This window comes from Brucella lupini (genome assembly GCF_002252535.1).
Classification (GTDB): Bacteria; Pseudomonadota; Alphaproteobacteria; order Rhizobiales; family Rhizobiaceae; genus Brucella; species Brucella anthropi.
The window spans coordinates 536,712-556,317 of the sequence record NZ_NNRN01000062.1 but is presented as its reverse complement, the minus strand read 5'-3'; the positions used below and the strand labels follow the sequence as shown (position 1 = coordinate 556,317).

The window sequence follows — 19,606 nt, the reverse complement described above, 5'->3', positions numbered from 1 at the left end:
ACACATCACGGCATGAAAGTTACCATCGAACAGACGCTCGATCAGGCGGGTACGGGCGCATTTCAGCGCGGTCTTCTGGGTGTGTTTGGCCTTGTCTGGGCCGCCGACGCCATGCAGGTGCTGGCGGTCGGCTTTACTGGTGCTGCCATTGCAAAGACTTTTGACCTGACCGTCCCACAAGCATTGCAGACCGGCACGCTGTTCTTCCTTGGCATGCTGATCGGCGCGGCGGTCTTCGGGCGACTGGCGGATAAATACGGCCGCCGCCGCGTGCTTCTGATCACTGTCGCCTGCGATGCAGTTTTCGGACTGCTTTCGGCATTTGCGCCGAGTTTCGGTATTTTGCTCTTCCTGCGCTTCATGACGGGCGTGGCAGTCGGCGGAACATTGCCGGTCGACTATGCGATGATGGCCGAATTCCTTCCCGCCAAAAATCGCGGTCGTTGGCTCGTCATGCTCGAAGGTTTCTGGGCGGTCGGCACCGTTATCATTGCCCTTGCGGCATGGGCCACCAGCCTTGCAGGCGTAGAAGATGGATGGCGCTATATCTTCATCGTCACTGCTGCACCGGCGCTCATCGGCATCTGGCTGCGCCTCTGGGTGCCGGAATCCCCGATGCATCTTCTGAAATCGGGACGTCCGGAAGAAGCCAAATCGGTCATGAACCGCGTGCTTCGCCGTAATGGCAAACCGGAGTTACTGCCGAAGGCCCGGCTTGAAGCGCCCCTTATGGTGACAGGCGAAAAGCTTCTGTCGCCAAATCTGCGCCAGCGCACGCTGACGACGCTGGCAATCTGGTTTCTCGTTTCGGTGTCCTATTACGGTATTTTCACCTGGATACCGGCCAAGCTTGCCGGTGACGGTTTTGGCTTTGTCCGCGGCTACGGCTTCCTTGTCGTGGTTGCACTGGCCCAATTGCCGGGCTACGCACTCGCCGCCTATGGCGTGGAAGCGTGGGGACGCAAGAAGACGCTGATCACCTTTCTGTTCATCAGCGCTGCGGCCTGTGCTCTCTTTACAGTGGCCAACAGTTCAGCGGTTGTCGGTGTATCCATTCTCATCATGAGCTTTGCCCTGCTTGGCACATGGGGCGCGCTCTATGCTTTTACGCCGGAACTTTATCCGACAGGATTGCGCGCAAGTGGAATGGGAGCGGCGGGCGCGATGGCTCGCCTTGGCGGCTTGCTTGCGCCGTCCGCGCTGGCGCTCGTCATCAGCCAGAGCTTTTACGTCGCCGTGGCACTGTTTGCGGGACTTCTGGCGCTGGCCGGTATTATCGCCTTTTTCATCGATGTGGAGACACGGCAGAAAGCGTTGAACTAGAACATGTCTCCCAAAAGTGGGAACCGGTTTTGGGAGACATGTTAGGAAAAAAAGCCCGGAGATCAATTTTATTTCCGGGCATATTGTATATTATTTCAGTATTTTATGTCGTATTCCTAATCCATTGCTTTCGGTAAGCAGCGTAGGCTTCATTGCCCGGTCTGAAAATCCTGCCGTGTTTCTCCGGAACCGTTGCACCTGCGAGCAATCCGGCACCAAGTGACGTGCCGGTCGATCCTGATACGGCTTCGACGTCTCGTCCCGTAAAATTCGCCAGCGCTTCAAGATAGACCGGGTTTCCGGCAAACGGCCCTTCGACGATAACCGGTCCATCGGCACCCAGCAGGTGGAGACAGGTTTCCGTCATCAGCGCCGCATAGATGCAGGCGGCAACATAGCGCTCTGCATCGCTGGCTGTGTCAGCATTGATCCAGCGAAGATTGGAACTCGGATAGGGGCCGCAACCCGGCACGGCTGACGGCAGCGCCATGATGTGCTGCACCAGAACCTTTGCTGCAATATCGGGCTGGTCGATGACCGGGGGAACGGTCAGTCCTTCCGTCATGATATCGAATTCGCGCCCGCCCATGTAACGGGCGGATGGAACAGCACGACCATAGGCATCGACATTGGCAAGCGTGTCGCGTTCCGGGTCAAGCCCGTCGAAATTGCCGCCAACGGCGAAACTGACCACCCACGTCCCGGTCGAGACGACCGAGAACGGGGCCTCCCGATCCATTAGATGCGCGAGCAGCGATGCATTGGAATCGTGAATGCCGCAATGAACCGGCACAGCTTTGCAAAGGCCGACCTCTGTTGCAATCTCGGGCAAAACTTCGCCCAACGCATCGAAGGCAGAGCGAAGTGGCGGGAGTTTTGCACGGATGCCCAGCCGGTCGACAAGTTGAGAAGGCGGATTCCTTCGGCAACCACAGATCCGTATGACAGCCGAGCGATGTCACTTCCGAAGCGGCAATGCCAGTCAGGCGCCATGCCCAATATTGTGGATAGGTGAATATGAAATGCGCCCGCGCAAAATCGGCGGGAAACGTCGTCTTCAGATAATGAAGCTGCGCACCGAGATTAAGGCCGAGCGACAGCGGTGGCGAGAATGTATCTTTGAAATCCGGCTTTATGGCCGCATAGGCTGCGAGGATTTCAGCCGGATAGTCGAGTTCATAGTCGAGGACAGGCATGGCCAATGTGCCATCTGCTGCGACGAGAGCCGCCGCCGCGCCATGCGTGGTGATGGAGATGGTATCAAAACCCGGCTCTTTGGCAAAAGCGGCAAGGCTTTTCAGGAAAAATCGCCACAGTGCCTCGATGTCATAATGTGGATAGGGGCCATCGCACAGCACCGTATTGGAGATGCGGTTTGCAACGATTTCTTCGCCGCTTGCCGCATCAAGCACAACGACTTTAGCGTTTGTTTTGCCTATATCCAGAATGGCAATGCGCTTCATGGCATGTGAAACACTGGCTTGAGGTCCACGGAAACCGGCGAATTATCGGCATTCGTTGCCATGATATCCGCCATATGCACCCACCACTTTTTCATCACCGGATGATCAGGCAGGGCGGCCATGCCGTGATTGGGCTTACGTGTCAGCACGCCGAACAGGGTACTGGTCTCTTCATCGAGATAGATCGCGTAATCCGACACGCCTGCCGTGTGCAGAAGGTCCACCAGTTCCGGCCATATCTCGTCATGCCGGCGGCGGTACTCCGCTTCCATGCCAGGATTGAGCTTCATGCGAAATGCGTAGCGTTCGCCAGTCATGCTGCACGCCTCGTTTTGAACTGCCGGATGAGGATCGGCAGTGAAATGGTGACGATCAGCAGGAGGCCGATGAAGATCGACATGACGATGCCCGGCACATTGAGAAGCCCAAGCCCGAAGGTCACGAGACCCATCACGAAAGCGGCAATCACCACGCCGACAATTGTGCCCGAGCCGCCAAGGATCGACACGCCGCCCAGCACGACCATGGTGACGACTTCCAGTTCCCAGCCTTGCGCAATGGACGGGCGCGTCGAGCCGAGGCGCGAGGTCAGGCAGACGGCGGCGATGCCGCTCGTCACGCCGGTCAATAAGAAGAGCACGAATTTGGTTTTCTCGACCGGAATGCCGGAAAAGCGCGCCGCGAATTCATTGTTGCCGATGGCATAGATACGGCGCCCGAAGCTGGTCCAGTGCAACAGTACCCCGAACAGCACGGCAAACAGGACGAACAGCGCAAATTCGAAAGAGATCACCCAGAACACATAGCCCTGTCCGAAATAGGCAAAGCTTGCCGGGTAGCCGCCAAAGGCCTGATCACCCAGCACGATATAGGAAATGCCGCGGAAGAGGCTCATCGTGCCGATGGTCACGACGATGGACGGCAGTTTCAGCCCGGCAACCAGCCCGCCATTGATCGCGCCACAGACAAGACCGGTGCCGATGCCGATCATCACGAGGCCGGGTGTGCCGACACCTGCCTGCGCCGCTGCCCCCATCGCCGTCGAGGCGAGCGCAATGATCGCGGCGACCGAAAGATCGATTTCGCCGGAAATAATGAGAAGCGTCATCGCAAAGGCGATCAATGCCTTTTCGGTGAAATTGAACGTGGCATCCGACAGGTTCCAGGCATTGAGGAAGTAGGGCGAGGCAAAGGAATTCGCGATGAAGATCGCAATTGCCACGCCAAGCAAAAGCATTTCCCAGCTTGCGAAGATGCGGGAGAATGGCGTTCCGAGCCGGTCGGGGATATGACGGCGCTGTTCATTATTCATGCCGCAACCTCCTCGTAAGTTTTTGCAGCCTTGTCGCGCAGGATGATGCGTCCGCGCCGCTTTTCCTGTCGTGCATTGAAGATCACGGCCAAGATGATAACAGAGCCGGAAATCGCCATCTGCCAGAAGGGCGATATGTCAATGACGGGGAGGGCGTTCTTGATGACGCCGAGGAACAGCGCACCGAGAACCGCACCGGCAACAGAGCCTATCCCGCCAAGTGTCGAGATGCCGCCAATGACGCAAGCCGCAACGCTGTCGAGTTCGAATCCGGCTGCAACATCCACATAGGCGACGGCATAGCGTGACACCCAGAGATAGCCGCAAAGCCCGGCGAGCGCACCCGACAGCACGAAGGCGAAGAAGCGCGTGCGGCCCACATCGATCCCGGTATAGACGGCGGCGGTCGGGTTGCCGCCGGAGGCATAAAGGGCGCGACCGAAGAATGTCCGCGTCAGCAGCACATAGACGAGCGCGACGATCAGGATTGCTGTCCAGCCGAGGAGCGGCAGGCCAAGAAAGGGCGTGCGCGGCGTGTTGAGAAACGGCGCAGTCATCTGATGCGCATTCACCCATGCGCCGCCGGAGAGCACAAAGGCCATACCGCGATAGATGGTGAGCGTGCCAAGTGTCACGACAATCGCCGGAATGTTGAGCTTCCAGACCAGAATGCCATTGATGGCGCCCAGAACCGCGCCGATGCCAATTGCCAGCACAATGAGAAACACGAGCGGCAGGCCCGGATAGGTCGCATTCAGCATAGCCACCGCCATGCCGGTAAAGGCGAGGTTGGCGGCGACCGACAGATCGATTGACTTGGTCAGGATCACCGCCATCTGTCCAAGCGCGACAATGATGAGGATGGACGTATCGTTGAAAATATTCGCCAGATTATGCGCGCTGGCAAAACCCGGAGCGCGGCTTGCAAACAGCCCCACCAGAAGAGCGATGATGACAAGAAGCAGGAGTTCGCGCTGCTTGAGCAACTGTTTCATCGTCTACTCCGTGTTTCCGGTGGCGGCGCGCACCAGCACTTCCGCGTCGAGGCTGGCACGCTCAAAGATGCCTTCCATCAGCCCTTCGCGCATCACCATCACACGGTCCGACATGCCGATGATTTCCGGCAGTTCCGACGAGATCATGATGATGCTCAGCCCCTCGGCGGCCAATTCGCTGATAAAGGCGTGAACCGCAGCCTTGGAGCCAATGTCGATGCCCTTGGTCGGCTCATCGAGAATGATGACTTTCGGATTGGTGGCAAGCCACTTACCGATGACGACCTTCTGCTGATTGCCGCCGGACAGCGTGCCCACCGGTACGGAAAGGGCGGCGGCGCGCAGGTCGAAACGCTCGGCATATTTGCGCGCCAGCGCCAGTTCTTCCGCCATGCGCAGAAAACCATTGCGCGAGGTGCGGGCGAGTGACGGCAGCGATACATTCTGGAAGATCGGCAGTTGCAGCACCGCGCCGTGGCGTCCGCGTTCTTCCGGCACATAGACGATGCCATGCGCCACCGCATCGCCGGGGCGGCGGATACTAATCTCGCGATCTTCAAGCGTCACGCGGCCACGCGATGGCTTGGTGACGCCGAACAGCGACTGCGCGAACTCCGAACGTCCCGCGCCGACAAGGCCGTAAACGCCGAGGATCTCGCCCTTGCGCAGCTCAAAGGAAATGTCGCGAAACTCGGTCGGATGCGAATAGTTTTCAACCTTCAGCACCGGTTTGCCGATGGCGACATCCTGCTTGGGGAAAGCCTGTTCGACAGACCGCCCGACCATCATGCGCACAATATCGTTCTGCCGCGTGTCGGCAAGCACACCGTGTCCAACCGCGCGACCGTCACGAAAAACGGCATAATTATCGGCGATTTCATAGACTTCATCGAATTTGTGGCTGATGAACAGGATGGCTTTGCCCTGTGCCTTCAGCCGCGCCACAATACGAAACAGGTCGTCCACTTCCTTGCGCGACAGGGCGGCGGTCGGCTCGTCCATGATAACAATGCGCGAATCCACGGACAAGGCGCGGGCAATGGCAACCAGATGGCGCTGGGCGATGGAAAGTTCTTTCAGCTTGATACGGGCATCAACAGTCGTTTCGAGCGATGACAGCAACGCCTGCGAGCGCGCATAAACAGCCTTCCAGTTGACGAAGCCGAGTTTGGTACGCGGCGCATGGCCGAGATAGATGTTCTCGCCCACCGACAATTCATCGAAAAGCACAGTTTCCTGATGAATGGCCGTTACGCCGTGATCGGTCGCATCCTGTGCGGTTGCGAAATGTACCGGCTTGCCGTCGATGAAGATTTCGCCTTCCTCGGGCTGATAGATGCCGGTCAGGATTTTCACAAGCGTGGATTTGCCAGCGCCATTCTCTCCGATCAGCGCCGTCACCTTGCCGGGATAAAGCGCGATGTTCACGTCATCGAGCGCACGCACGCCCGGAAACGTCTTGGCTATGCCGCGCATTTCCAGAATGGGCTGATCCGTGGCGGAAAGCGTCGGCTCTCCGCCGAATGGGCCGCTGGATTGAAAGGCTGCATTCATCGCAGATACCTGAAATCGATCAAAGTGTTCCGGGGAGAAAAAGGCGGCAGGCGATGTGCGCGCCGCCTTTTTGAAGACACATCCCGAAAACCGGTTTCCACTTTTCGGATGCGCTTTCCGATCAGAAGACCTTGGAGAACTCGTCGATATTCGACGTGTCATAGACGAAAGGATCGCTCATTGCGGCTTCGCCGTTTTCGCCGATTTTGATCTTGCCCATGCGTCCGGCTTCGATTTCCGAGCCCGGCTTGCCATCGGCATCACCCTTTACGAGGTGGTAGGCAATCTGGGTTGCCGAATAGCCAAGGTCGATCGGGTTCCAGATGGCGAATTCCTTGGTTGCGCCCGACTTGATGGCGCCGGCCATTTCGGACGGAAGACCAAGGCCGGTCACATAGACATCACCAATCTTGCCCGCATCCTTTACGGCCTGCGAGGCAGCGAGAACGCCAACGGTGGTGGGGGCCACGATGACCTTCACATTTGGATTTGAAGTCAGCAAGCCTTGTGCTTCACGGTAGCTCTTGTCGGCCAGGTCGTCACCATAAACGGTGGTCACCAGATTGAGGCCGGGGAAGTCCTTGAGTTGCTTCTTCATCTCGCCAATCCAGACGTTCTGGTTGGTCGAGGTGGTGGTGGCAGACAGGATCGCGAAATCGCCCTTGCCGTCCGGCAGGTGATCGGCTGCGAGCTTGAGGCACATCTTGCCGATCAGTTCGTTGGAAGACGGGTTGAGGTGGACGATACGGCCTTCAGGTGCGACGCCCGAATCCCACGAGATCACCTTGATGCCGCGCTGTGCAGCTTTCTTCAGGGCAGGGACGACAGCATCCGGATCGTTGGCCGAAATGGCGATGGCGTCCACACCCTGCGCAATGAGGGAGTTGATGACCTCGATCTGACCTTCCGCCGTCGTGGTGGTCGGGCCGGTATAGATGACCTCTACGCCGCCCAGTTCCTTCGCAGCTTCCTGCGCGCCCTTGTTGGCAGCTTCGAAGAAGCCGTTACCGAGCGACTTCGCGACAAGTCCGATCTTCATGTCGGCGGCCTGCGCGTGGGCCGCCATGAAGGCAACAGCCAGCGCAGTTCCTAGTGCCAGTTTCTTGAAAAGTTTCATGTCTCATTCCTCCCAGTATAAAGACATATGTTTCGCTTGTTCCGGCTCAGGCCACCTCGGCGGAATCCTCCCGTGGGTCGCCCTTGTCGGCATTTGCGGAGACCTGCGCCACGATGAGCCGGATGCCCGCATTTTCCACCATGCGCCGCGCGTCGTCCGAAATGCCGTCATCGGTGATCAGTGTGCTGACCCGGTCGAGAGGGCAAAGGATGAGGCTGGAGCGGCGTGTGAATTTCGTTGAATCAACCATCAGGACAAGTTCGTCCGCCTGGCCCATCAGTTTCTGTTCGCTCTGGATGATCAGCGCATCGGATTCCATGACGCCGAGCGGACTGATCCCCTGACAGCCCATGAACATGCGTCGTCCGTAGAAATTACGAATAACGTCATTGTCGAAAGGCGACAGGATAAGGCTCTGGTCGCGATAGATCGCACCGCCGGGCACGATCACCGTGCTTTTCGACTGGCGTAGCAGATGTTCGGCGATAGCAAACGAATTGGTCAGCACCTGCAGGCGGCGCGGAGCAAGATAATGCACCATCTGGAAAGTCGTGGATCCGCCATTGATGATGATGCTGTCGCCTTCTTCGCAAAGCGCCACGGCTTCGCGAGCGATTGCACGTTTGCGGTCCGTGTTTTCGGTCTCCGAAACCTTGAAAGGACGGCCTGCGAGATTTCCGAACTGTGGCGGATGAATAGCCTCTGCGCCACCACGCACGCGCTTGATACGGCCCTGCATATGGAGCGAAGCAATATCCCGGCGAAGGGTCGCTTCCGACGCCTCCGTCAATTCCACCAGATCCTGAATGGTAATCACCGGCTTTTCCTGAACAGCACTCAGGATGATGCGGTGGCGCTCTCTTTCGTGCATGGCTCCTCCTTGTCTTTGTATCGGGCATAAATGTCGCTCATGTCAATCACAAACAATCATAATAGGGCGCAATAGTCACATTAATGATTGATTATGATCGTTTATGATTGACAGCAATTCGTTTGATACGTCATATCTGCCGCAACATGATCGCTGGCACATTGGACATGCATGCGGATGGACATGCAGACGTACAGGCGGCTTGCGATTCACCATAACAGAATTGGGAGGATGACATGGTGGCCCAGAGCAGACTTCTCGAAAACCGGTGGGATGATGCCAGAGCGGCAACGATGGATGAGCCGGGCAAGCTGCTTTATCGCTCCAATCTGCTCGGTTCCGACAAGCGCATCACCAATTACGGCGGCGGCAACACGTCTGCGAAAGTCGAGGAAATTGATCCGCTGACCGGCGAAAAGGTTCAGGTTCTCTGGGTCAAGGGTTCGGGCGGCGATGTCGGAACCATCAAGCTTGATGGTTTCGCCACGCTATATCAGGATAAGCTCGATGCGCTGAAGGGCATCTATAAGGGCGTCGAGGACGAGGACCGCATGGTCGGTTTCCTGCCGCACTGCACCTTCAACCTCAATCCGCGCGCCGCTTCCATCGATACGCCGTTGCACGGATTTGTCGCCTTCAAGCATGTGGATCACATGCATCCCGATGCGATCATAGCAATCGCTGCATCCGAGAACTCTCGTGAACTGACTGCCGAGATTTTCGGCGGCGATATCGGCTGGCTGCCATGGCGTCGTCCCGGTTTCCAGCTTGGCCTCGACCTTGAAGCCTTCGTGAAGTCAAATCCCAACGCTAAGGGCGTTATCCTTGAAAGTCATGGACTTTTCACTTGGGCCGATGATGCCAAAGCCTGTTATGAAACCACGCTTGCCATCATCAACAAGGCCATTGAATGGCTGGATCAGAAGACGGCAGGCAAGCCCGCTTTTGGCGGTGCTGTCACGCAGAGCCTCCCAGTTTCCGAGCGCCGTGCCATTGCAGCACGGCTGATGCCCGAAATTCGCGGACTTATCGGTAAGGATGAGCGCAAGCTCGGTCATTTCGATGATCAGGATGCCGTGCTGGAATTTGTAAATTCAAACGATCTGCGCCCGCTGGCAGCGCTTGGCACGTCCTGCCCGGATCACTTCCTGCGCACCAAAATCCGTCCGCTGGTCGTTAATTTCGACCCGGCCAAGCCCGATATCGATGCCGTGGTTGCCGGACTTGAGGGTGCACTGGAAGCCTATCGCGCCGACTACAAGCGCTATTACGAGGCGTGCAAGCATGACAATTCGCCGAAGATGCGCGATCCCAATCCGGTAATTTTCCTGATCCCCGGTGTCGGCATGCTGTCCTTCGCACGCGACAAGGCGACTGCGCGCATCGCCGGTGAGTTTTATGTCAACGCGATCAACGTGATGCGCGGTGCATCCGGCGTATCGGAATATCAGGGCCTGCCCGAACAGGAAGCCTTCGATATCGAGTATTGGCTGCTTGAGGAAGCCAAGCTGCAGCGCATGCCAAAGCCGAAAAGCCTCGCGGGGCGCATTGCATTCATTACCGGCGGCGCTGGCGGCATCGGCTTTGCCACAGCAGAACGGCTTGCAGGCGAAGGTGCTTGCGTGGTTCTGGCGGATATTGACGCAGAATCGCTCAAATCCGCTCACGCCAATCTGTCAAAGCGTTATGGCGCCGATCAGGTTCGCAGCGTCGAGTTAAATGTGACCGACGAAAAGGGCGTCGCAAACGCTTTTGTCGAAGCCAGCGTCGAGCTCGGCGGCATCGACATTCTGGTTTCCAACGCTGGTATTGCATCATCCGCGCCGGTAGAAGCCACCGAACTTTCCATGTGGAACCGCAATATCGACATTTTGGCGACCGGCTACTTCCTCGTTTCACGGGACGCGTTTCGCTTGTTCCGCCGCCAGAAAATCGGCGGCAATGTGGTATTTGTCGCCTCGAAGAACGGGCTTGCAGCTTCGCCCAATGCTTCGGCCTATTGCGCTGCAAAGGCCGCAGAAATCCATCTGGCGCGTTGTCTGGCGCTGGAAGGTGCAGATGCCGGAATCCGCGTCAATGTGGTCAACCCAGATGCGGTTCTGCGCGGCTCCAAGATATGGGACGGCGAGTGGCGCGAACAGCGTGCAGCATCCTCGAAGATTGATGTTTCCGAGCTTGAGGAACATTATCGCAAGCGCTCCATGCTGAAGCTGAATGTTTTCCCCGAAGACATTGCCGAAGCCATTTACTTTCTTGCAAGCGATGCTTCGGCCAAGTCGACTGGCAACATCATCAATGTCGACGCCGGAAACCAGCAGAGCTTTCCGCGCTGACCATATAATCTGGACATTCTGGGAGGAACCATGTCCGAGCAACGCATTGCGGCCGATTTCATCGCCGAGCATAATTCCGGTTTTGAGAAATCATTGAAGAGCGATTATCAGGCGCTCGGCGAACAGCTTTTGCGCCGTGGCATCGAGATCGACACGATTACAGACAAGGTGGCGGCCTATTACGTGGCCGTACCTTCATGGGGCACAGGCACAGGCGGCACCCGCTTCGGGCGTTTCCCGGGCGGCGGCGAGCCGCGCGGCATTTTCGACAAGCTCGACGATTGCGCCGTCATCAACGAGCTTTGCCGTGCCACACCGAATGTTTCCCTGCATATTCCATGGGACAAGGCCGATCCGAAGAAGCTCAAAGCCCATGCCGAAGCGCTTGGTCTCGGCTTCGACGCCATGAACTCCAATACATTTGCCGACGGCGCAGACCAGAAGCTTTCCTACAAATTCGGGTCGCTTACCCATGTCGATCCGGCAGTGCGGGCGCAAGCCGTAGAGCACAATATCGAATGCATCGAAATCGGAAAAGCCATAGGTTCCAAAGCCTTGACCGTATGGCTGAGCGATGGCTCCAACTTTCCGGGTCAGCAGAATTTCACCCGCGCCTTTGAGCGCTATCTGGCTTCCATGGGTGAAATCTATCACGCACTACCCGACGACTGGCGCCTGTTCTCTGAGCATAAAATGTATGAACCGGCCTTCTACTCGACGGTGGTTCAGGACTGGGGCACCAATTATCTCATCGCCTCGACGCTAGGGCCAAAGGCGCAATGTCTGGTCGATCTCGGCCATCATGCGCCCAACACCAATATTGAAATGATCGTCGCGCGGCTGATCCAGTTCGGGAAACTTGGCGGATTCCATTTCAACGACAGCAAATATGGCGACGACGATCTCGATGCCGGTTCTATCGATCCGTATCGATTATTCCTTGTTTTCAATGAGTTGGTGGATGCAGATTATCGTGGTGTGGCCGACTTCCATCCGGCCCATATGATCGACCAGTCGCACAATGTGACCGACCCGCTGGAGAGCCTGATCTCATCCGCCAATGAAATCCGCCGTGCCTATGCGCAGGCGCTTCTGGTGGATCGTGAAGCGCTCGAAACCTATCAGCAGGAAAACGACGCGCTGATGGCATCTGATACGCTGAAACGCGCCTATAGAACCGACGTCGAACCAATTCTCGCGGAAGCACGTCGCCGCACCGGCGGGGCCATCGAACCGATTGCCGCCTACCGAGCCAGTGGCTACCGCGATAAGGTTGCGAAGGAGCGTCCGGAGAGTAGAAGCGACGGCGGGGCGTTTAACTAAAACTCCACTTGCCACAAAACCGCCACATAATGAACGGTCCTTCGCCGCAATTAAAAGGCGATTTCTGTCGCTTGTCCGTTCCGAAAATCGCGTTTGGCAACTGTCAGCGCGATTTTCTGAATGTCAGATTGAGGCGAAACGGACCTAGTTTTTCATGCTCGCCGCGCTTCAGGGCGAGTATGCCATGATAGAAGAGACGTGAAGGTCCGCCCCACACAACCACGTCACCGTGATGCAGGATATATTTCGCAATCGGGTCGGTTCGCTTCAACCCGCCGAACTGGAAAGTCGCAGGCAGACCGAGCGACACCGAAACAATCGGATTGTTGAAATCCTGCTCGTCCTTGTCCTGATGCAATGAAAGTTTCGCACCCGGTTCATAACGATTGATGAGACAGGCATCCGGCGCAAAATCAGGATAGCCGGCTTCACGGGCAGCAGTTTGGGCAAGCGCGCGGAAGGCATCCGGCATCGTCGGCCAGAGAAGGCCGGTTTCCGGATCGTGGGTACTGTAGCGATAGCCGGTCCGGTCCGTGACCCAGCCGAATCCTCCACAATTCGTCATCGCAACCGACATGCGATACCCGCCGGGAGTGGTCATATGACGAAAGGGGGTCACGGCAGAAACATCGGCCACGGCTTTCAGAACAGCATCCTCACTTGGAAGCGCAAAGCCACGCAGAAGCACAGCGCCCGGCGCCAGGATTTCACGCGGTTCAATCTGGTCGAAAAGGGCTCTCATGAGACCTTTCTAGCACGAGATCAGGAGACAGCCTCCCGAAACCTGCTTTCAAACTCAAGCCAGTCCTGTGGCTTTCTCGAAAGAGCGCATGAAAAGATCATTTTCTTCCGGCGCACCGACACTGACGCGGATGAAAGTCGTGTAACCCTGCTGCTTCCAAGGCTTCACGATGACGCCGTCTCCCAGCAGTTTTTCGGCAAACGCAACAGAATCCGATTTCACGTCAATGAACAGAAAATTCCCCTTGGAGGGCGCAAAACGGATTTGTCGCTCGCTCAGGAAACCGGCCAGCCGGCCACGCTCACGAAGTGCAAGCGAAATACCTTTTGCGAGATGGTCTTTATCCCGGCGCGCAACCAGCCCCGCAGCCTGTGCAATGCCATTGGCGTTGAAAGGCGTGCGGGCGCGGTCCAGAAACCCGCGCAAGTCCGGGTCGCTGACAAGCCCGAACCCGAGCCGCGCACCGGCCAACCCATAAGCCTTGGAGAAGGTACGCAGCGCCACCCAGTGAAGGCCGCTGTCGCGCAGAAGTGTAGCGGCAGACGGATAATCGTCACCGGCTGCATATTCAGCATAAGCTTCGTCCACGACCAGCAACGTCTCCGGAGCAGCCGCATTGACAACGCGCTGCAAAGCCTCCGGTGTCAGCCAGGTCCCGACCGGATTGAGCGGATTTGCGAACATCACGAGACGCGGAGCGGTCGCAACCGTTGCCACCAGTGCGTTAACGTCGACTTCAAGCGACGGCGTCACTTCAACCCGTTCGACACTTGCCCCCATGGTCGTCGCATAATCCTCGTGCAGCGGAAAGGACGGGTAAAGTGTGACCACCCGGTCGCGCGGCCGCAAAACGGTGCGGCAGATTACGCCGATCAGGTCTTCCGATCCGTTGCCGAGAATGATGCGGTCCTGCGGCCAATCGAACTCGATCGCAATTTCCTGCGCCAGTTCGCGTCCCGACGGGTCGGGGTAGAGCCGCAGCAGATCATGGGCACCGGAAAAGAGCGCCTGCACCTTGGGTGACGGTCCAAGCGGGTTCTCGTTGGAGCCGAGTTTTGCGATTGCCGGAGGATGATAGCGCGCCTCCACCTCGGCAATGGTGAGACCGGCATTATAGGGGCTGAGACCACGGATTTCGGGTCGAATCAGATCGCCAAACCGGGCATTTTCCTGCGCCATTCACGTTCTCCTCTGGTGCAGCGCGTCACTTGTCGCGCGCCTTTGGGAGAGAAGTTCTAAGACTAAAATCCAATTTTGTATATATATGTATAGACAAGTTATGAAAAAGATGTTCCTATGCTGGGGAGACCACAAAAAATTGCTAAACATTCGACCCGGAACAGTTAGAAGTTCGGGCAACAATATTGTTTTGCCAAAGGTCCGCAGGGGAACATGATGCAGGTTTTATCGCTTTTCGACCTAAGCGGGCGTAAAGCGCTGGTTACCGGTGCAAGCCGGGGACTGGGACAGGCCATTGCCGAAGCGCTAGCCTCGGCTGGTGCCGATGTCGCCATTACAGCGCGCAAGTCCGACGACCTCTCCGAAACGGCATCCCGTATCGCCGCCCATGGCCGCGCTTCGGCCACCCTTTCGCTCGATGTGCGCGATGTTGCCGCCTGTGGTGCCGCGGTCGCGCAAGCGGCGGAAGCTCTTGGCGGCCTCGATATTCTCGTCAACAATGCAGGCTATGAAGAAATCCGCCCCTCGCTCGATGTGGACGAGGCGCTCTGGGACCGTATCGTGGCGACCAATCTCAAAGGCGCGTTCTTCTGTGCGCAGGCTGCTGCCCGCCAGATGACAGACAGCGGAAAGGGGGGAGCGATCATCAATCTGTGCTCGTTGACCTCCTATGTCGGTGTGCCAACCGCCGCTCCCTACGGTTCTTCCAAATCCGGCCTCATGGGCATGACCCATGCTCTGGCGACAGAATGGGCGCCTTCCGGCATCCGCGTCAATGGCATTGCGCCGGGCTATTTCCGCACTGCCATGACCGATGTGTTTTACGAGAATGACGACTGGCAGACGGCGATGCTGGGCAAGATTCCGCAGGGCCGTTTCGGCGCAATGGAAGATGTTGCGGGCGCCGTGGTGTTTCTGGCAAGTGCCGCGTCGTCCTATGTCACGGGGCAGGTGATCCCGATCGACGGAGGCTACCTTGCATCCATCTGAGAACCTGCTCCAAAAGTCGCCCTGTGTGGCTGCAAATGGCAATTTGTCTACGTTCCGGTGCTCACGTACCTTCAAGTACGCTCCGCTCCGGTACTCGAAAATCACCATTTTCGCACACACATGCCGCTTTTTGATTCAGGTTCTGATATCCTTAAGTAGAACATCATCATATCGTGAAATAGCATTGAAATAACTTCATAAAGTACCTTCCGGTACTTTGACTGAAATGGGAAACAGTGATGAATACAACCGAAACCGGAACTGGCCGTATAGTCTCCAACGGACCGGCTGCCGTATCGGTCAACAATGTCAGCATGATCTATAACGGCTTCCATGCCGTGCGTGCGGCATCTTTCGATCTCGCCAAGGGCCGTTTTCTGACCATTCTCGGGCCGTCCGGCTCCGGCAAGACGACGCTTCTCCGCCTCATCGCCGGTTTCCAGAAACCGAGCATCGGTGAAATATTCATCAACGATGAAGCTGTCAGCGCCGTGCCGCCGCACAAGCGTTCCATCGGCATGGTTTTCCAGAAGCTCGCACTTTTCCCGCATATGACGGCCGCTGAAAATGTCGCCTTTCCGCTGAAAATGCGACGCTTCGATGCGCGTTCGATCCCCGAGCGGGTGGAACGCTATCTCGACCTCGTTCGTCTGAACGGCCTCGGCGGACGGCGCGTGCACGAGCTTTCCGGTGGCCAGCAGCAGCGTGTCGCCATCGCGCGCGCCCTCGTTTTCGAACCGGACCTGCTTCTGCTCGACGAACCTCTGGCGGCACTCGACCGCAAGCTGCGCGAGGAAATGCAGCTTGAATTTCGCCGCATCCAGCGGGAACTTGGTGTCACGACCATCAATGTCACCCATGACCAGCGCGAAGCGCTCGTCGTATCTGACGAAATCATCGTCATGGATGGCGGCGAAATTCAGCAGATGGCACAGCCATCCGAGACCTATCGCAATCCGTCCAACGCCTTTGTGGCGAACTTCATCGGCGTCACCAATTTCATTTCCGGCAAGGCGTCTTCGCTCGACGGCAATCTCGTGCGGGTCGATGCCGGAATAGCTCTGGTAGGTATGGCAGGCGAGGGGCGCGAACCGATTGGCTCCGGCGCAAATGTCTCGTGTGCAATCCGCGCCGAACAGATCCGTATCGGCGGCAGCGCCGCGGCACATGCAGAACTCGATACCGTGCTTGAAGGCATCGTTACCGACGCGATTTTTGAAGGCGAACGCATCGTCTATGAATTGCAGGTTCCTGCCTTGGGAGATGTGTTGATGCGCGTCTTCGACCACGATCCCATCGGCCATAGCCAGTTTGCGGAAGGTGAAACCGTGCATCTTGGCTGGAACGCCCGCGATCTCATCGTCTTTGCCGCATGAATTGAAACGTTACGGGGAAACTCCAGAGGAGAAACAAAATGAGCAATCTGAAGAAACCTTTTCTAATACTCGATCGCCGCCGCTTCCTGCAGAGCGCAGGCGCTTTTTCGGCCGCTGCCGGCACGACATCGCTCGGCCTGTCGCGCGCATTCGCTGAAGAACCGGCAAAGCCGAAGGAACTGATCGTGCGCGCCTGGGGTGGTAGCTGGGTGGAGGCGCTTAAAGCGGGCGTGTCCGATCCGTTTACCGCCAAGACCGGCATTTCCATCCGTCACGACTTGACGGAAGACAACGAAATCCAGCCGAAGCTCTGGGCTGCGGTCGCGCAGAAGCGTGTTCCACCGATCCACGTCAACTGGGACACGACCACCAATGCGACCAAATCGGCATTGCGCGGCGTGACGGAAGACCTGTCGGACCTGTCCAATCTCAAGAACACCACCGATCTTGCCAAGCCGGTTGGTCTCGACGGCTATCCGATCGTCAACACCTATGGCTATGTCTATGTGCTGGCCTATCGTCCGGAAGCCTTCCCGGATGGCCCGCCGAAGTCGTGGCACGCTCTGCTCGATCCAAAGTTCAAGGGACGCATTGCGCTCTATAATGATGGCATCGGCTTCCACTTCCCGGCGCAGGTTGCCGGTGGCGGCAAGCTGGAAGACATTCCGGGCAACATGCAGCCCGCATGGGATTTCATCACCAAGGTGAAGCAGCAGCAGCCGCTTCTCGGCGAAGACCCTGATTTCACCACCTGGTTCCAGAAGGGCGAAATCGATCTGGCCTGCACCATTTCCACCAATGCGCGCGAAGCCCAGAAGAACGGCGTCAAGATCGACTGGACCGTTCCGGAAGAGGGCGCGAAGTTCGACACCGACGGCCTTTGGATTCCAAAGGGCCTGCCGGAAAACGAACTTTACTGGGCCAAGGAATATATCAACTTCGCCCTTACCAAGGATGCGCAGCAGGTCTGGCTCGACGGCCTCGGTCTGCCGGGTGTCGTGCCGGGCCTGACCCCGCCCGCCGATCTGGTGAACGACCCGGCCTATCCGACCAAGGACGAGGATTTCAAACACCTCATCCGTATTTCGGCAAAGGTGCAGGTGGAAAACGAGAGCGAGTGGTTCTCGAAGTTCAAGGCTATCATGCAGGGCTGATCCAGCTCCATGAAAGCAAGACGGGTCGCCCGAAAGGGCGATCCTGATGCCCGACATCTTCGGGCAAACATTTCGGACAAACATTCAGGAATTGAAACATGCGAGCGGCACGCACTGCCTATCCCATGACATGGCGCATCATGGACGCGCTGGAAGCAATCGCAGCCTTTTTGTGGCCCGCGCGGTTCAATCGCGCCGTGCCTTATCTGATGCTGCTTCCGGCGATTGCTCTGGTCGGACTGCTGGTGCTGGGCTTGATCCAGATCGCGGATACCAGCCTGCGCACGCTCGACACTTCGACGTTCCTGATGTCGGACTATTACACGCTCGCCAATTACAAGCGCGCACTGACGGAAAGCCTCTTTGCAACCGTGGCATGGCGCAGCCTGTTCGGCTCGCTCGTCGTGACCGCATTCACGCTTCTTCTGGCATTTCCCTATGCCTATCTCATGGTGCGCACGCCATCGGCTGCATTGCGCAAATTCCTGCTGATCGCGCTGTTCCTGCCCTTCTTCATCGGTCAGGTCGTGCGCGCCTATGGCTGGCTCATCATTCTCGGTAATCAAGGCATGGTCAACGAAGCGCTTGGCCTTGTCGGTATCGCGCCAATGCGGCTGCTCTATAATTATCCGGCAGTTCTGTTCGGCCTCATTCAATATATGTTGCCATTCGCCGTGCTGATGCTGGCGCCAGCCCTGACGGCCATACCGGAGGAAATGGAAGCGGCGGCAAGCTCGCTCGGTGCGAACTGGCTGCGGACCTTCGCCCACGTCGTCCTGCCCATGGCCCGTCCGGGCCTGATCGGCGCGGGACTGGTGGTGATGACGCTGTCGCTCACCGATTTTGCCGTACCGGCTATTCTGGGCGGCGGGTCGCAGGATTTCATCGCCAATGCGATCTATGACCAGTTCTTCCGCACATCCGATCAGGGGCTTGGCGCGACACTCGCGCTGCTTCTGGTCGGCGTCGGTTCCATCCTCGTCGGGATCGTGTTCACGCTGTTCGGGGCTGGCACGCTTGCCATGGGGAGGGCGCGCAAATGACCTCGCCACTGTCGAAATCCATCGTCATGTGGACATTCGTGATCGCCGTTCTGGTGCTGCTTTCCGCACCAACCATCGTGGTGCTTGGCGCATCCTTCACATCCGGCAACATGATTACCTTCCCGCCGGAAGGGTTCTCGCTGAAATGGTATCAGAAGATCGCCGGAACGAGCGATCTCTGGGATGCATTCCTGCGCTCGCTCTATGTCTCCTTCATCTGCACCATTGTCGCCATTCCGGTCGGGACGTTGGCTGGCATAGCGCTGGCGAAATATGCCGTGCGGTTTGAAAAGACAATCCAGATTTATCTGCTGTTGCCCTTCACCATTCCGCTGATCGGTTCCGGAATCGGTCTTATGCTGGTTTTCGGTCAGGCAGGAATTCTGGGCCAGCTCTGGCCGGTCGGGATCGCGGCCTGTGTCATCAATCTCCCATTCATGATCTGGGCCGTAACGGCAAGTGCGGCCAATCTCGATGCCGATCTGGAACTCGCCGCCGCCAATTGCGGGGCTGGGCCGATCTCGACCTTCTTCTTCGTCACACTGCCGGTCGTCGTGCCGGGCGTCATCAGCGGCTCGCTCTTGATGTTCATTCTGGCGCTGAACGAATTTCTGGTAAGCCTGCTTCTAGTCGATGCACGCATCGTCACGCTGCCGGTGCAGATCTACAATTCGATCCGGTCCATCATCACACCGGACCTTGCGGCCATCTCCGTCGTCTTCATCGCCTGTGCCGCTGCTGCTATCTTCCTGCTCGACCGGCTGGTCGGGCTCGACATCTTCCTCAAATCGAAATGACGGGTTGCGCCACCACCGCAACCAGCAAGGAGCC

General features: G+C 57.5%; 16 protein-coding genes and 1 pseudogene. 8 read left to right on the top strand and 9 right to left on the bottom strand.

The window, feature by feature from the left end; genetic code table 11:
• Positions 1–12 precede the first annotated feature (12 nt).
• Positions 13–1,323, top strand: coding sequence for an MFS transporter (locus CES86_RS26065; protein ID WP_094515796.1), 1,311 nt, complete (start codon positions 13–15; stop codon positions 1,321–1,323).
• A gap of 103 nt (positions 1,324–1,426) precedes the next feature.
• Here the strand turns inward: CES86_RS26065 and CES86_RS26060 are convergent.
• From CES86_RS26060 to CES86_RS26030, 7 genes and pseudogenes are all read right to left on the bottom strand, one after another.
• A pseudogene (locus tag CES86_RS26060) lies at positions 1,427–2,786 on the bottom strand (FGGY-family carbohydrate kinase).
• Positions 2,783–3,103: an L-rhamnose mutarotase gene (gene rhaM, locus CES86_RS26055; protein WP_094515795.1), complete on the bottom strand. Its 321-nt coding sequence runs from the start codon at positions 3,101–3,103 to the stop codon at positions 2,783–2,785. Before rhaM ends, CES86_RS26060 begins: the two are co-directional and overlap by 4 nt.
• Complete coding sequence (locus CES86_RS26050; RefSeq protein ID WP_094515794.1) at positions 3,100–4,098, bottom strand: ABC transporter permease; 999 nt, start codon at positions 4,096–4,098, stop codon at positions 3,100–3,102. The genes rhaM and CES86_RS26050 overlap by 4 nt, the downstream gene beginning before the upstream one ends.
• Positions 4,095–5,093: an ABC transporter permease gene (locus CES86_RS26045; RefSeq protein ID WP_094515793.1), complete on the bottom strand. Its 999-nt coding sequence runs from the start codon at positions 5,091–5,093 to the stop codon at positions 4,095–4,097. Before CES86_RS26045 ends, CES86_RS26050 begins: the two co-directional genes overlap by 4 nt.
• A 3-nt stretch (positions 5,094–5,096) precedes the next feature.
• Entirely contained in the window at positions 5,097–6,647 is a 1,551-nt protein-coding gene (locus tag CES86_RS26040) for a sugar ABC transporter ATP-binding protein (protein ID WP_094515792.1), read from the bottom strand.
• 121 nt (positions 6,648–6,768) lie between these two features.
• Positions 6,769–7,764, bottom strand: coding sequence for a rhamnose ABC transporter substrate-binding protein (gene rhaS / locus CES86_RS26035; RefSeq protein WP_094515791.1), 996 nt, complete (start codon positions 7,762–7,764; stop codon positions 6,769–6,771).
• A gap of 46 nt (positions 7,765–7,810) precedes the next feature.
• A complete protein-coding gene (locus CES86_RS26030) occupies positions 7,811–8,635 on the bottom strand; it encodes a DeoR/GlpR family DNA-binding transcription regulator (protein ID WP_094515790.1) in 825 nt (274 codons plus the stop codon).
• A gap of 236 nt (positions 8,636–8,871) precedes the next feature.
• Between CES86_RS26030 and CES86_RS26025 the strand changes: the two genes are divergently transcribed.
• Complete coding sequence (locus CES86_RS26025; RefSeq protein ID WP_094515789.1) at positions 8,872–10,968, top strand: bifunctional rhamnulose-1-phosphate aldolase/short-chain dehydrogenase; 2,097 nt, start codon at positions 8,872–8,874, stop codon at positions 10,966–10,968.
• A 30-nt stretch (positions 10,969–10,998) separates the two neighbouring features.
• A complete protein-coding gene (gene rhaI, locus CES86_RS26020) occupies positions 10,999–12,291 on the top strand; it encodes an L-rhamnose catabolism isomerase (RefSeq protein ID WP_094515788.1) in 1,293 nt (430 codons plus the stop codon).
• A 103-nt stretch (positions 12,292–12,394) separates the two neighbouring features.
• Here the strand turns inward: rhaI and alkB are convergent, their stop codons facing one another.
• Together alkB and CES86_RS26010 are read right to left on the bottom strand one after the other, a co-directional pair.
• Positions 12,395–13,033, bottom strand: coding sequence for a DNA oxidative demethylase AlkB (gene alkB, locus CES86_RS26015; RefSeq protein WP_094515787.1), 639 nt, complete (start codon positions 13,031–13,033; stop codon positions 12,395–12,397).
• A 54-nt stretch (positions 13,034–13,087) separates the two neighbouring features.
• A complete protein-coding gene (locus tag CES86_RS26010) occupies positions 13,088–14,212 on the bottom strand; it encodes a histidinol-phosphate transaminase (protein ID WP_094515786.1) in 1,125 nt (374 codons plus the stop codon).
• A 216-nt stretch (positions 14,213–14,428) separates the two neighbouring features.
• Between CES86_RS26010 and CES86_RS26005 the strand changes: the two genes are divergently transcribed.
• The 5 genes from CES86_RS26005 to CES86_RS25985 all read left to right on the top strand — a co-directional run bounded on the left by CES86_RS26005 (position 14,429) and on the right by CES86_RS25985 (position 19,572).
• Positions 14,429–15,202, top strand: a complete 774-nt coding sequence (locus CES86_RS26005; RefSeq protein ID WP_094515785.1) for an SDR family NAD(P)-dependent oxidoreductase — start codon at positions 14,429–14,431, stop codon at positions 15,200–15,202.
• A 239-nt stretch (positions 15,203–15,441) separates the two neighbouring features.
• Positions 15,442–16,578: an ABC transporter ATP-binding protein gene (locus CES86_RS26000; protein ID WP_094515784.1), complete on the top strand. Its 1,137-nt coding sequence runs from the start codon at positions 15,442–15,444 to the stop codon at positions 16,576–16,578.
• Between the two features lie 38 nt (positions 16,579–16,616).
• Complete coding sequence (locus tag CES86_RS25995) at positions 16,617–17,732, top strand: ABC transporter substrate-binding protein (RefSeq protein WP_094515783.1); 1,116 nt, start codon at positions 16,617–16,619, stop codon at positions 17,730–17,732.
• Positions 17,733–17,830: 98 nt separating this feature from the next.
• Complete coding sequence (locus tag CES86_RS25990; protein WP_094515782.1) at positions 17,831–18,775, top strand: ABC transporter permease; 945 nt, start codon at positions 17,831–17,833, stop codon at positions 18,773–18,775.
• Positions 18,772–19,572, top strand: a complete 801-nt coding sequence (locus tag CES86_RS25985) for an ABC transporter permease (protein ID WP_094515781.1) — start codon at positions 18,772–18,774, stop codon at positions 19,570–19,572. Before CES86_RS25990 ends, CES86_RS25985 begins: the two co-directional genes overlap by 4 nt.
• Positions 19,573–19,606 lie beyond the last annotated feature (34 nt).